A 12,955-nucleotide genomic window follows, 5' to 3' on the forward strand; every position below is an offset into this window, starting at 1 on the left:
TCGACGAGCAGGTCGATCTCGCGGTGGTCGCCGTGCCCGCCGAGTACGTCCCCGAAGTGGTCACCGACTGCGGCGAGCACGGCGTGCAGGGCCTGGTCGTGCTCTCCGCCGGGTACGCCGAGAGCGGGCCCGACGGGCGGGAGCGCCAGCGAGAACTAGTCCGGCACGCGCGCGCGTACGGCATGCGCATCATCGGGCCGAACGCCTTCGGGATCATCAACACCTCCGCCGACGTCCGGCTGAACGCCTCCCTGGCGCCCGAGATGCCCCGCCCGGGCCGGATCGGGCTGTTCGCGCAGTCCGGTGCGATCGGGATCGCGCTGCTCTCGCGGCTGCACCGGCGCGGTGGCGGCGTGACCGGGGTCACGGGCGTGTCGACCCTGATCTCGTCCGGCAACCGGGCCGACGTGTCCGGCAACGATGTCCTCCAGTACTGGTACGACGATCCGGACACCGATGTCGTCCTGATGTACCTGGAGTCCATCGGCAACCCGCGCAAGTTCACCCGCCTCGCCCGGCGTACGGCGGCGGCGAAGCCGCTGGTCGTGGTGCAGGGCGCGCGGCACGGCGGCGCGGCGCCCCAGGGGCACGCCGTACGGGCCACGCGGCTGCCGCACGCCACGGTGTCCGCGCTGCTGCGGCAGGCCGGCGTGATCCGGGTGGACACGATCACCGAACTGGTGGACGCGGGTCTGCTGCTCGCCCGCCAGCCGCTGCCGACCGGTCCGCGGGTGGCGATCCTCGGGAACTCCGAGTCGCTGGGGCTGCTGACCTACGACGCCTGCCTCTCCGAGGGACTGCGCCCCTTGCCGCCGCTGGATCTGACGACGGGGGCGTCGGCGGCCGGCTTCCACGAGGCACTGTCGCGCGCCTTGGCCGACGAGACGTGCGACGCGGTCGTCGTCACCGCCATCCCGGCGATCGGGGACGCCTCGACCGGTGACGCGGAGCTGGCGCAAGCGCTGCGGTCGGCGGCCGAGCGGGTGCCGGGGAAGCCCGTGCTCGTGGTGCACGTGGAACTCGGCGGGCTCGCGGAGGCGCTGTCGGCCGCGGCGAGCACCGCACCGCAGGCGGCCACGAAGGCGCCCGGCCTCGCGAGCCGCGCTCACCCCTTCCGCCCCCTGGACTTCCCGGCCGACCCCCTGCCCGAGGCGTCGGACACCTCGGAGAACGCCCCCCGGCTCATCCCCGCCTACCCGGCCGCCGAACGCGCGATCCGCGCCCTCGCCGAAGCCGTCAAGTACTCCCAGTGGCGGCGCGACGCGGCCGACCCCGGCCGGGTGCCCGAGTACGAGAACATCGACGAGAAGGGCGCCGCCCAGCTGATCGGCGGGCTCCTCGCGCGCGGCCAGGGCCTCACCCTGGGCACGGACGAGACCGCCGACCTGCTCGGGAAGTACGGCGTCCGTGTGCACCGCGCCCTGCACGCGCCCACCCCCGACGACGCCGCGGACGCCGCCCACACTCTCGGCTATCCGGTCGCCCTCAAGGCCACCGCCCCCCACCTGCGGCACCGCGCCGACCTCGGTGGTGTGCGGCTCGACCTCGCGGACGAGGAGCAACTGCGCCGGGCCTACACCGAGTTGACCGAGCTGTTCGGCAGGCCGGAGGAGCTGCGGCCGGTCGTGCAGAGCATGGCACCGCGCGGCGTCGACACCGTCGTACGGGCCGTGATCGACCCGGCGGCCGGTGCCGTGCTGTCCTTCGGGCTCGCGGGAGCCGCTTCGCAGCTGCTCGGGGACATGGCGCACCGGCTCATCCCGGTCACCGACCGTGAGGCGACCTCGATCATCCGCTCCATCCGGACGGCACCGCTCCTGTTCGGCTGGCGCGGCTCCACGCCCGTGGACACCCCGGCCCTGGAGGAGCTGCTGCTGCGGGTGTCGCGACTGGTCGACGACCACCCCGAGGTCGTCGCGGTGACCCTGGAGCCGGTCGTCGTCGCCACCCACGGTCTGAGCGTGCTCGGCGCCTCCGTACGCCTCGCGCCGCCGCCCGCGCGCGACGACCTCGGGCCGAGGACCCTGCCCACGTACTGAGACCGCCCTGAGCGGTGCCTCGCAGTCAGTGCGCCCCCGTAGGATGGGCGTCATGGCCAAGACCAGTACTTCGACCCAGGGGCTGCGTGCGGCGATCGAGCGCAGCGGCTACTACCCGGCCCTCGTGGCCGAGGCGGTGGAGGCCGCTGTGGGCGGCGAGCCCGTCCGGTCGTACCTGGTCCACCAGGAGACGACGTTCGACCAGAACGAGGTGCGCCGGCATGTGACCGTGCTCGTGCTCACCGGCAACCGTTTCATCGTGAGCCACACCGACGAGCAGGCCGCGGACACCACCTCCCCGACGCCGTACGCCACCACGTCCACCGAGTCGGTGAAGATCGGCCGGATCTCGTCGGTCGTCGTCAGCCGCGTCGTCGCCAACCCGGAGCAGTACAAGCCGGGCACGCTGCCCCGCGAGGTCGTGCTGACCATCGGATGGGGCGCCGTCTCCCGTATCGACCTGGAGCCCGCGGCCTGCGGCGACCCCAACTGCGAGGCCGACCACGGCTACACGGGCAGCTCGACGGCGGACGACCTCAGCCTGCGCGTCAGCGAGGCCGGCGACGGCCCGGAGACGGTCCGCCAGGCGCTCACCTTCGCGCAGTCGCTCTCCGAGGCGACCGCGGACCTCGCTCGCTGATGTCCCACCCGTCTCCCCCCGCCGCCCATGACCGAGGGCGCTCCGCGCCCGCCCCTTCTGATTCCACCGCCTGGGACTCCCACCCGGAACCCCTCGCCGTCCACTCCGCGCCCGTCCCCGAGTACGGCAGTGGCTCCCTCGCCGACCTGCTGCCCACGCTGGCCGCGGGTATGGCCGTACCGCAGATGACCGCCGCGATCCCCGAGCTGACCGCCGCCGACCGCAACTGCGTGTTCCTGATCGACGGCCTCGGCTGGGAGCAGCTCAAGGCGCATCCCCAGGACGCGCCGTTCATGACCTCGCTGCTGAGCAGCTCGCGCGGCGGCACCGGACGCCCGATCACCGCCGGTTACCCGGCGACCACCGCGACTTCCCTCGCCTCCGTCGGCACCGGCCTGCCGCCGGGCGCGCACGGCCTGCCGGGATACACCGTGCGCAACCCCGAGACCGCCGAGCTGATGAACCAGCTGCGCTGGAAGCCCTGGACGCCGCCGCGCGCCTGGCAGCCGTATCCCACCGTCTTCCAGCTGGCGCAGCAGGCGGGCGTGCACGCGGCCCAGGTGTCCTCGCCCACCTTCCAGAACACCCCGCTCACCAAGGTCGCCCTCAGTGGCGGAACGTTCCTCGGGCGGCTGACCGGCGAGGACCGTATGGACCTTGCGGCCGGGCAACTGGCCGCGGGCGACCGCTCCCTGGTCTACACGTACTACGCCGAGCTCGACGGCGCCGGCCACCGCTACGGCGTCGACTCCGACACCTGGCGCGGGCAGCTCATGTACGTCGACCGGCTCGTCCAGCGCCTCGCCGAGCAACTGCCGCCGCGCAGCGCCCTCTACGTCACCGCCGACCACGGCATGATCGACGTGCCCTTCGACGAAGAGCACCGCATCGACTTCGACGAGGACTGGGAGCTGCGCGCCGGCGTCGCCCTGCTCGGCGGCGAGGGCCGGGCACGGCACGTCTACGCGGTGCCGGGCGCCGCGAACGACGTGCTGACCTGCTGGCGCGAGGTGCTCGGCGAGCAGTTCTGGGTGGCCTCCCGGGACGAGGCGATCGCGGCGGGCTGGTTCGGGCCGCGGATCGACGAGCGGGTGTACGAGCGGATCGGCGACGTGGTCGCCGCCGCGCGGGACGACGTCCTGATCATCGCCTCCGAGCGGGAGCCCAAGGAGTCGGCGATGGTCGGCAACCACGGTTCGATGACCCCCGCAGAGCAGCTGGTCCCCCTGCTCGAAGTACGCTCCTGACGATTCCCCCGTTCCTCCGGTTGCCGAAAGGTGCTCAACTCAACATGCCCGAGCTGGTGTTCTTCTCCGGAACGATGGACTGCGGGAAGTCGACGCTGGCGCTCCAGATCGCCCACAACCGTTCGACTCGCGGTCTGCAGAGCGTGATCTTCACGCGGGAGGACCGGGCGGGGACCGGCAAGCTGTCGTCACGACTGGGGCTGGTGACCGACGCGGTGGAGGCCGCGCCCGATCTGGATCTCTACGCCTTCGTGGTGGACCGTATGTCGCGGGGCGGCAAGGTGGACTACGTCATCCTGGACGAGGCCCAGTTCCTGTTGCCGGAGCAGATCGACCAGCTGGCCCGGATCGTGGACGATCTGGACCTCGATGTGTTCGCGTTCGGTATCACCACGGACTTCCGGACCACGCTGTTCCCCGGTTCGCAGCGGCTGATCGAACTGGCGGACCGGATCGAGGCGCTCCAGGTCGAGGCGATGTGCTGGTGCGGGGCACGGGCCACGCACAACGCCCGCACGGTGGATGGCGACATGGTCGTCGAGGGCGAGCAGGTCCTGGTCGGGGACGTGGGCGTGGCCGAGGAGGCCCTCGGGTACGAGGTGCTGTGCCGCCGTCATCACCGCAGGAGGATGACGAGCGCGACGGCGCGGGCCGCGGCACTGTCGCCCGACGTACTGCCGGTCACCTCGGGCTGACGGCCTCACGACGGCACCTAGCCGACCGGCAGCCGGATGCCGTTCCGCCTCAGAGATACCTGACACCCTGTTCCGCACTGCCGGCCAGGAACCCGGAGAGACGGGCGCCGTAGCGGATCCAGCGGCGGCGCAGGACCGGGGAGCGGGCCAGGTCAGGGGCGTGCAGCAACAGCCAGGACCAGTTCATCACGACCGTCCGGCTGTCCCGGCGCTCGAAGCCGGCATGGCGGTAGGCGGCGTACAGACGGGCGCCGGAGCGGCCGTAGTTCCACTTCTGCCGGGCCAGGGAGGACAGTCCGGCGCGCAGCCGGTAGTGCATGCGGGCGTCGTGGGCGTAGCCGACCCGGTAGCCGCACAGGTGGGCCCGCCAGGACAGGTCCATGTCCTCGCCGCCGCCCCGGTAGCGCTCGTCCCAGCCGCCGATCGTCGTCAGCACCTCCTTCCAGGCGGCGCAGTTGGCGCCGCGCGCGAAAGGCAGGAAGTCCGTCTGATCGGTCATCGGCACCGGCTGCTCGTCGGCGTACGCGGGACTGAGCACACTGCTGTCGAGGCCGCCGCCGAGCAGATCGGCGTCCGGCGCCGCCTCGGCCAGCGCGGCGAGCCAGCCCGGGTCCGCGACGTCGTCGGCGTCGCAGAAGGCGATGAAGTCTCCCCCGGCGGCGGCGATCCCGCGGTTGCGGGCATAGCTCTCCCCGGGCCGTTCGCCGGCCTCGACGATGCGCAGGCCGGGCAGGTCCGGGCGGGCCTTCTCGGCGACCTCGCGGGTCGCGTCGGTGGAGCCGTTGTCGACGACGAGCACTTCCCAGCCGCCGGTGTACGTCTGGGCCGCGAGGGCGCGCAGCTGGGCCGGGAGGGTGAGCGCCCCGTCGCGGACGGGGATCACGACCGAGACGAGTTCCGGGGCCCGCCCGGGTCCGGCCCCGTCCACGCGGGGCTCGTCGACCGAGGAGGTGACGCGGCTGTCCCGCACGAGTGCGGTTGCCGCGGCCCGGGCGGCGGACCCGGTGGCGTCCGTGTCGTCGGCCCGGCGCCGCACCAGCAGCCGCGGCACGGCGACCCACCTGGCCGTACGACCGCTCGTGCCCAGCAGATCACGTCGTACGGCGTAGGCGGCGCCGTCGAGGCCGGGGGCCAGGGTGATGCCGTCGACGAGGCCGTCCGCCCGCAGCCGGAGTGTGCCGCACTGGACGAGGCCGGCGTCCCCGTCGGCGGCCCGGGCCAGGTGGGCCAGCCAGTGGGGGAGGGCTTCGTCGCGGCCGTGCAGGAAGGCGACGTAGGGGGCCCGGGTGGTGCGCGCGGCCTCGACGCAGGTCTCGGCGGCGGTTCCGGGTGCGCAGGGCACGTGGCGCAGGCCCGGGTCCCGCGGTGCGGAGCCGGCCGGGGTGACCACCGTGATCGCGGCGGGTGGCAGGGACTGGTGCCGCAGGCCGCGCACCGCGGGCTCCCAGTCGCCCTCGGGAGCCGCGACGACGACACCGAACTCCGGCAGGCCCCGCTCCATGCCTGTCACCCGCCCACCGCGACCGGTTCCAGGCGGAAGTCGATGTCGTTGGGCGGCGCGACCAGCAGGGGCAGTAGTTCCTCGCGGGTCCTCGCCTCACGGCGCCGGCGTTCCTGGGCGTTCAGGGCGCGGGTGTAGGAGAGCCGCTCCTCGGACCCGAAGCCGGTCCCGGGCGCCTGGGTCAGCGACTGGGGCCAGATCCGGTAGCGGTACAGGACATGGCGCACACTGCGCAGCCGGTACAGCCGGGCCGCCCGCAGGTGGAAGTCGGTGTCGGCGCCCAGCCGGACCGTGCCGTCGAAGCCGCCGAGCCGCTCCAGCACCTCGCGGCGCACCACCGACGAAGGGTGCAGCACCACCGTCGAACGGCCCAGGCGCATCCACAGATTGCCGTTGCGGGGCATCCGGCGGCGGCCGGTGCCCCGGCCCGTGGCGTCGATGAACTCGTAGGCGCAGCCCACCAGATCGGCCTTGCCCCGCTCCAGCAGGGCGAGTTGATGGCGCAGCCGGCCCGGCAGGCTGATGTCGTCGGCGTCCTGGAAGGCGACGTACGTGGTGTCCACGCGCTCCAGGACCTTGTTCTTGATGCGCAGATGCCCGACGTTCTCGGAGGTGCGCAGCACCGTCAGGCGCGGGTCGTCGGACAGCGGGCGCAGCGCGGCCGTCCACCTGTCGTCGGGGGAGCAGTCGTCGACCACGATCAGCCGCAGGTCGGTCCGGTCCTGGGCGAGGACCGAGGCCGCCGCCGCACCCAGGTAGTCCGCGCAGTCGTAGTGCGGCAGGACGACGGTGACCGCCGCCTCCTTGCCGTGTGCCGGTGTCCGCACGGCGTCTCCCTTCCGGGGCCGCCGCAGCGGGCAGCCGCCGATCTCGGCGTCCGGACGCCCCTCGCGCCGGACGCCAGTCGTCTGTCAGCGTCCGGTGCGCGCCGCCGCGGGGTGCTCCTCGGCGGCCGGGCTGCGGAAGTCGCCGTCGTCGCCCCACGGCACGTGCCGCAGTGGGCGGCCGGCCGCGCCGCGTGCGGCGAGACCCGCGGCGACCGTGCAGAACCAGGTCAGGTGTACGGCCTTGACGGTCCAGCGCTTCAGTCCCCGGACGGGCCCGCCGCTGTTGTCCCAGGCGGCGAGCGGCCACAGGCCGTGGAACAGCGTGCCCGTGAGATAGGTCCGCGCGGTCGGCCACGGGTAGTCGGCCGTGCAGGTCACATGGCTGTAGAGCGAACGGCGCAGCCGGCGCAGGGTGTCGTGGGTCCGGCTGACCCGGTAGAAGCTGCCCCGGGCTTCGGGCAGGACCTCCAGGTCGTGCAGCGGGTCGGCCGCGTCGGGATCGAGGAGTTCGAAGAGCACATGGCCGTCGTCGGCCAGCCGGCGTGCCGGGATCCCGGCGGCGACGACGTCGGCCACGACGAGCATGCAGGCCGCCGCCGGACAGGCGCCCGGAGGCACGGTGACGCCGGATATGCGGTCCATCGTCCGCGAGGCGGCCGACGGACGGGGCAGGGCGACGAGGTGCGCGCCGACCGCGCCGGTGCGGCCGCGTTCGTGGAAGCGGTCGACGAGCCGGGCCAGACAGCCGGGAGCGAACTCGACGTCGTCGTCGGTCCACAGCCAGCCGATGTGCCCCAGCGGACGGGACAGCCGCAGTGCCGTGTTGACGGTCCGGAGCTTTCCCCGGCCCGGCAGCGCGAATCCCACGACGGGCACGGGGGCGGCGACCTCGGTGAGCCTGACCAGCCGGTCGAGCGCCTCCGCCTGCTCGCCGGGGCCGTACTGCATGCCCAGCCAGAGGGTCAGTGGCAGGTCGGGACGGGCCGCGCGTACCTCGGCGAGGGCGTCGAGGAGATGACGGAGCGCGGTCTCGTGGGCCGCCGCGTCGCAGCGCGCCACATAGGTCGGAAGCAGCACCCCGAGGCCGCCGGAGGGCAGAGAGGTCTCCAGGTCCACCGGGTCCGGCCGGAGTTCTCCCGACCTGACCAGGGTCACCGGGGTGTGCGGCGGGGGGAGGGGGGCGAAGCCGCGGGCCACGGCGCGCTGCCACCAGATGCGTCCGCTGTCGGTGCGCCCCCGCATTCGCGTCCCTTCGTCGGCCGACCCGTGCACCACCCGTTCCGGCCCTCCGTCAGATATCCGTGAACGAAGGGGAATTCACCGTCGACGCGCGTTCCGTGCAATGTGCGGAATGCGCAGATTTCGACGGGGCGTACTCTAACCGGCGCTCCGAAGTGATCACAAGGCCGGGCACCCTGTTTCTCAGGGGTGGCCGAAATGCCGGGGGTTGCACTTGTGCGGTTCGATGAATCCGCCGGACAGCGGTGCATTGATTCGGGTGGTGACCTGGCCGAATTTCGTTGCTGCCGCGCACGGTTCCCCACGGGCGGCATGCAGGAACGACCGAAAATAGTCGGCCGAATTTTTCCGCCCCGCGGTGCGTGTCGGCGGTGTGTGTGGTCTGTCTCCCCGTCTGTGGCAGGCTAACCGCACGTTATTCCGCGCCATTCGTCGCGGGCGGCGGAGGGAAGGTGTCACACATGAGGTATTCCGCACACGCGGAACAGCAGTTGGGCGGGGTGTCCGGGCCGCCGTCCGGGCGTGACGTCCGGCTGTACGCGCAGGGGATCGTGAAGAGCTACGGCGGCCGCCGGGTCCTGAACGGCGTCGACCTCGTCGTGCACGCCGGCGAGGTCGCGGCGATCGTGGGCAGCAACGGGGCCGGCAAGTCCAGCATGCTCAAGATCTGCGCCGGGCTGCTCGCCCCGGACGCGGGCCGGGTGACCATCACCGGACGCCTCGGCTACTGCCCGCAGAACGCCGGCGTCATGAGCTTCCTCACCCCGCGCGAGCACTTCGCGCTGTTCGGCACCGGCCGGGGCATGGCCAGCCGCGACGCCGACCGCCGGGGCCGCGAACTCGCCTCCAGGCTGGACTGGTCCGTCGCCCGCAGGACCCTGGCCAAGGACCTCTCGGGCGGCACCCGGCAGAAGCTGAACGTGGTCCTCTCCGCCCTCGGCGACCCGGACGTCCTGCTGCTCGACGAGCCCTACCAGGGCTTCGACCGGGGCTCCTACGTGGACTTCTGGCAGAACGTCTGGGGCTGGCGCGACGAGGGCAGGGCGATCGTCGTCGTGACCCACATGCTCAACGAACTCGACCGGGTCGACCACGTGCTCGACCTCAGCCCTCGCAAGCAGGAGGCCGGACGATGAGCCGTACCCTGCGCATGGCCGAGATGACCCTGCGCGAACTGCTGCGCCGGCGCGGGGTGCTGGGCCTGCTCCTTCTCGTGCCGCTGGTGTTCTACCTCGGCCGGCACGACCAGGCGGGCCAGGCCATCCGGTTCGCCAGCCTGGGCGTCGGCTTCGCGGTGAGCACCGCCGCCCTCTTCTCGGCCGTGGGCGGCCGGGAGATCGAACCCCGGCTCACCCTGTCCGGTTTCCGGCCCCGGCACCTGTACCTGGGCCGCCTGATCGCGCTGCTCACCGCCGGGCTGCTGATCTCCGCGCTGTACGCCGTGATTGTGATCGTGGACCAGGACGTGGCCAACCCGCAGGCGGTCTCCCTGGAACTGGCGCTGACCACCCTGGTGGCCGTCCCGCTCGGGCTGCTGCTCGGTCTCGCCGTGCCCCGGGACCTGGAGGGCACCCTGCTGCTGATCTCCGTCATCGGCGCCCAGATGGTGATCGACCCGGCCAAGGACGCGGCCAAGGCGCTGCCCTTCTGGTCGACCCGCGAGATCATCACCTACGCCGTCGACGGTGCCGGCAGCGGTTCCCTCGCCTCGGGCGCGACCCACGCCGTCGTGGTGACCGGACTGCTGGTCCTGGCGAGCGGCGGCGTCATGTCGGTGCGATTGCGGCGGCGTACCCACATGCAATTCGTGTGAATCCACCGGGAGTCCGGGGGTTGCGTCGGGGGCCGAGTCGATCTCGGCCCCCGACGCATTGCGGAACCTGTCAGGAGAATAGAACCCTGTCTCGCCGATACGAACACGTGTAGGGTTGGGGAATCGTCCTGCCGTCGCGCTCTCCGCGTGCCGGTATGGTGTCCCGGCTCGTCACCTCTCCCCCGAAAGGAGAGTTCGTGAACGGTGCACAGCGATTACCACTCGGTGATTCCGCCGAACAAGCCCTCGCCAGGGCGACGGAATTCCTTCTGACCGCCCGCGATGCGGACGGCTGGTGGAATGACTACGAAGTGCGTGGCCCAGGCCAGTTCTGGGCCACAGCGTTTGTCGGAGCCTCTCTCGCGGAATTGCCCGAGGGCCCCGGGCGCGCGGCGGCGATGTCCGCCTGGGAAGTGCTGAGACAGGCACGCGGCCCGTCCGACGGATGGGGCTACTGCCCCCAGGTCCCCGGAGACGCCGACATCACCTCCTGGGTCCTGCGCCTGGCCGAGGCGTTGGGCGCCGAGGACGACCCCCGTGCCGACGAGGGATACCGCTTCGTCGCGGCCCACCTGCAGCAGGACGGCGGCATCTCCAGCTATCTGCCGCACATCGCCGCGCCCTTCCTGGACCGGGTCGCCCCCCGCTGGGACGCCTGGTACGCCAGTCACGCCTGTGTGACCACGGCCGCCGCCGGACTGCTCCGGCTCTCCGTGCGCGAACGGCTGTTGAGCAGGCTCCGGGAGATCCAGCGCTCCGACGGATCGTGGCCCGCCTACTGGTGGCCGGACCGCGAGTACCCCACGGCGCTGGCGGCGGAGGCGCTCACCGCCGGCCGTCCGGACGCGGACCACGCCGAGGCAAGGGCGGCCGCTCGCTGGGCCGCCGCCAGGATCGGCGCCGACGGTGCCGTACGCACCGAGTGGGAGCAGGAGGGCTCCGCCTTCGCCACCGCCTTCGCCCTGCGGGCCGTGGTGGCGGGTGACCTGCCGGAAGGCCGGGACGCCGTCCGCCGTGCGGTCTCCTATCTGATCGACTCCCAGGAGAAGGACGGCGGTTGGCGGCCGTCCGCGTGGTGCCGGGTGCCCGGTCCCATGGAGTTCGATCCCGACGCACGCGAGCACTGGGAGCGGGGCAGGCGCGGGAAGGCCGCGCTGGGCTCCGTCGTCCTGGACACGAAAGCGCTCTACACCACCGCGTCCGTCGTCGCCGCTCTGGCCAGGACGAGGACCGCGGGGGTGCCGGCGGCCGAACAGGGCCGCGCGGACCTCGTATGACGGCGCGCAGCGCGCCACGACCGGACAACTATGGGGGAACGCTGGTGAAGTCATCACCGCAGTTGGTCCAGCGCACGCAAGTCCCGGCCGCGCCGACCCTGCTGGGTCCGGGAGACGTTCTCACCCGGCTTCGGGGCCACCGGCGAGGGCCCGTTCACATCATCGACCCGTTCAAGGTGCCGCAGGAAGAGGCCGTGGAGAAGGCGAAGATCCTCGACGATCTCGGCTATCCCGCCCTCATCCTCGCCAGCACGGACTACGAGTCCTTCGAGTCCCGAATGGACCCGTACATAGCGGCGATCAAGGAGGCCAGCTCCCTGCCGGTGCTGTTGCACTTCCCGCCGCGCAAGGGCCTCGGCTTCCCCCTGGCCCGCGGCGCCGACGCCGTCATGCTGCCCGCGCTGCTCGGCTCACGCGACGACTACTACGTGTGGAAGAGCTATCTGGAGACCCTGGTGAACCTTCCCGGCCTGAGCGAGTCCTGGCCGGAACTGCTGCTCACCGTCGCCCTCACCTTCGGCGAGGACGACAAGACGGGCGATCTGCTGGGGACGGTGCCGGTGGCCACCACGACCACCGAGCAGATCGACCAGTACATCGCGGTCACCCGCAGCTTCGGCTTCCACATGGTCTACCTGTACTCCCGCTACACACAGGTTCCGTCCGACGTGGTCCGGCACTTCCGCCGACGGCTCCACCCCGACCAGATCCTGTTCGTCAGCGGCAACGTCCGGCGCCGGGAGCACGTCACCGCCTACCTGGAGGCGGGCGCCGACTACGTGGGCTTCGCCGGGGCGCTGGAGCAGGGCGACTGGCGTTCGACGCTCGGCGAGATCACGGCGGGCCGTCCGTGACCGCGGCACTGCCCGCGGCCTACTCCGCGTCGATGCTGGTCACCGAGGCCGCCAACCGCGACCACGTCACCGACTTCGTCGCTCGCAACGGCGGCTCCCCCGACCTCGTGGCCCACACCGCGGCGTTGCGCCTCTACCTGCGGGTGCCGCACTTCCTCACCGAGTGGGTCACCGACCCGGGGCGGCGTACCGACGTGGCCCGCGCGCTGGCCATGGACATCGTGGCCATGAAGCTGCTCGACGACCTCATGGACGACGACACCGGGCTCAACCGCATCGAACTCGCCTGTCTGTGCCTGCACCTGCATCTGACGGCGCTGAAGGAGATGTGCGCGCTCGCCGAGGACGCCCGCGTCGTGACGGACCTCCTCGAACGCGACTTCACCGAGGTCTGCACCGGCCAGGTCCGCACCAAGAGCCACCGGGCTCGGACCCTCGACGAGTGGTGCGCCAACGCCAGCACCTACGGCGCCACCTTCCTCGGCTGCTACGGCTCCCTCGCGGCGATCTGCGGCCGTGAGGAGAAGTCCGTCGACCCCTCGCGGCGGTTCGCCGAGGCGTTCGGCACGATCATCACCATCGCCGACGACCTGACCGACTACGACCGCAACGGCGAGCGGGACGGGAACCTCGGCCACCTGATGCGCACCGGGGCCGTCCCCGCACAGGACGTCGAGGCGCTGCTGGAGCGGCTGCGCGCCCAGGCGCTCGGCGCGGCACGGGAGCAGCCGGCCTCCTCGGGGCTGGTCCCCGTCGTCGACGTGTACACCGACGACATACTGGACCGGCTGCTGCCGGGGCACCTGGTGCGCTGACCGCCGGC

12 protein-coding genes are annotated in these 12,955 nt (G+C 72.3%); 9 read left to right on the forward strand and 3 right to left on the reverse strand.

All coding sequences use genetic code 11. The annotated features are described in order from the left end of the window. From ACFU95_RS46955 to ACFU95_RS46970, 4 genes are all read left to right on the forward strand, one after another. On the forward strand, positions 1 to 2,039 hold a 2,039-nt coding region (locus tag ACFU95_RS46955; protein WP_383842667.1), incomplete at its 5' end, for an acetate--CoA ligase family protein. A gap of 52 nt (positions 2,040 to 2,091) precedes the next feature. Beyond that, a complete protein-coding gene (locus tag ACFU95_RS46960) occupies positions 2,092 to 2,679 on the forward strand; it encodes a DUF5998 family protein (RefSeq protein WP_383842670.1) in 588 nt (195 codons plus the stop codon). Then, on the forward strand, positions 2,679 to 3,926 hold the full coding sequence (locus tag ACFU95_RS46965) for an alkaline phosphatase family protein (RefSeq protein ID WP_383842673.1): 1,248 nt from the start codon (positions 2,679 to 2,681) through the stop codon (positions 3,924 to 3,926). The genes ACFU95_RS46960 and ACFU95_RS46965 overlap by 1 nt, the downstream gene beginning before the upstream one ends. Before the next feature lie 44 nt (positions 3,927 to 3,970). Further along, positions 3,971 to 4,621, forward strand: coding sequence for a thymidine kinase (locus ACFU95_RS46970; RefSeq protein WP_383842675.1), 651 nt, complete (start codon positions 3,971 to 3,973; stop codon positions 4,619 to 4,621). Positions 4,622 to 4,670: 49 nt separating this feature from the next. On the opposite strand, the gene ACFU95_RS46975 is transcribed toward ACFU95_RS46970, so the two are convergent. The 3 genes from ACFU95_RS46975 to ACFU95_RS46985 form a co-directional block, all read right to left on the reverse strand. Further along, a complete protein-coding gene (locus ACFU95_RS46975) occupies positions 4,671 to 6,122 on the reverse strand; it encodes a glycosyltransferase (RefSeq protein WP_383842678.1) in 1,452 nt (483 codons plus the stop codon). A 5-nt stretch (positions 6,123 to 6,127) separates the two neighbouring features. Beyond that, a complete protein-coding gene (locus tag ACFU95_RS46980; RefSeq protein WP_383842681.1) occupies positions 6,128 to 6,949 on the reverse strand; it encodes a glycosyltransferase family 2 protein in 822 nt (273 codons plus the stop codon). 84 nt (positions 6,950 to 7,033) lie between these two features. After that, positions 7,034 to 8,191, reverse strand: coding sequence for a glycosyltransferase family 2 protein (locus ACFU95_RS46985; protein WP_383842683.1), 1,158 nt, complete (start codon positions 8,189 to 8,191; stop codon positions 7,034 to 7,036). A 458-nt stretch (positions 8,192 to 8,649) separates the two neighbouring features. Between ACFU95_RS46985 and ACFU95_RS46990 the strand changes: the two genes are divergently transcribed. The 5 genes from ACFU95_RS46990 to ACFU95_RS47010 all read left to right on the forward strand — a co-directional run bounded on the left by ACFU95_RS46990 (position 8,650) and on the right by ACFU95_RS47010 (position 12,947). Continuing rightward, on the forward strand, positions 8,650 to 9,324 hold the full coding sequence (locus tag ACFU95_RS46990; protein ID WP_383842686.1) for an ABC transporter ATP-binding protein: 675 nt from the start codon (positions 8,650 to 8,652) through the stop codon (positions 9,322 to 9,324). Then, positions 9,321 to 10,001: a hypothetical protein gene (locus tag ACFU95_RS46995; protein ID WP_383842689.1), complete on the forward strand. Its 681-nt coding sequence runs from the start codon at positions 9,321 to 9,323 to the stop codon at positions 9,999 to 10,001. The genes ACFU95_RS46990 and ACFU95_RS46995 overlap by 4 nt, the downstream gene beginning before the upstream one ends. A 398-nt stretch (positions 10,002 to 10,399) precedes the next feature. After that, positions 10,400 to 11,278: a prenyltransferase/squalene oxidase repeat-containing protein gene (locus tag ACFU95_RS47000; protein WP_383842692.1), complete on the forward strand. Its 879-nt coding sequence runs from the start codon at positions 10,400 to 10,402 to the stop codon at positions 11,276 to 11,278. A gap of 44 nt (positions 11,279 to 11,322) precedes the next feature. Continuing rightward, on the forward strand, positions 11,323 to 12,132 hold the full coding sequence (locus tag ACFU95_RS47005) for a geranylgeranylglyceryl/heptaprenylglyceryl phosphate synthase (RefSeq protein WP_383842695.1): 810 nt from the start codon (positions 11,323 to 11,325) through the stop codon (positions 12,130 to 12,132). Further along, on the forward strand, positions 12,129 to 12,947 hold the full coding sequence (locus ACFU95_RS47010; RefSeq protein ID WP_383842698.1) for a class 1 isoprenoid biosynthesis enzyme: 819 nt from the start codon (positions 12,129 to 12,131) through the stop codon (positions 12,945 to 12,947). The genes ACFU95_RS47005 and ACFU95_RS47010 overlap by 4 nt, the downstream gene beginning before the upstream one ends. Positions 12,948 to 12,955 lie beyond the last annotated feature (8 nt).

The sequence above is a fragment of the Streptomyces sp. NPDC057623 genome, assembly GCF_042800355.1.
In the GTDB taxonomy this organism is placed as follows: domain Bacteria; phylum Actinomycetota; class Actinomycetes; order Streptomycetales; family Streptomycetaceae; genus Streptomyces.

Coding starts and splice junctions, on each gene's coding strand:
- ACFU95_RS46960 (WP_383842670.1), top strand. CDS start 2,092: ATGGCCAAGACCAGTACTTCGACCCAGGGGCTGCGTGCGGCGATCGAG.
- ACFU95_RS46965 (WP_383842673.1), top strand. CDS start 2,679: ATGTCCCACCCGTCTCCCCCCGCCGCCCATGACCGAGGGCGCTCCGCG.
- ACFU95_RS46970 (WP_383842675.1), top strand. CDS start 3,971: ATGCCCGAGCTGGTGTTCTTCTCCGGAACGATGGACTGCGGGAAGTCG.
- ACFU95_RS46975 (WP_383842678.1), bottom strand. CDS start 6,122: ATGGAGCGGGGCCTGCCGGAGTTCGGTGTCGTCGTCGCGGCTCCCGAG.
- ACFU95_RS46985 (WP_383842683.1), bottom strand. CDS start 8,191: ATGCGGGGGCGCACCGACAGCGGACGCATCTGGTGGCAGCGCGCCGTG.
- ACFU95_RS46990 (WP_383842686.1), top strand. CDS start 8,650: ATGAGGTATTCCGCACACGCGGAACAGCAGTTGGGCGGGGTGTCCGGG.
- ACFU95_RS46995 (WP_383842689.1), top strand. CDS start 9,321: ATGAGCCGTACCCTGCGCATGGCCGAGATGACCCTGCGCGAACTGCTG.
- ACFU95_RS47000 (WP_383842692.1), top strand. CDS start 10,400: ATGTCCGCCTGGGAAGTGCTGAGACAGGCACGCGGCCCGTCCGACGGA.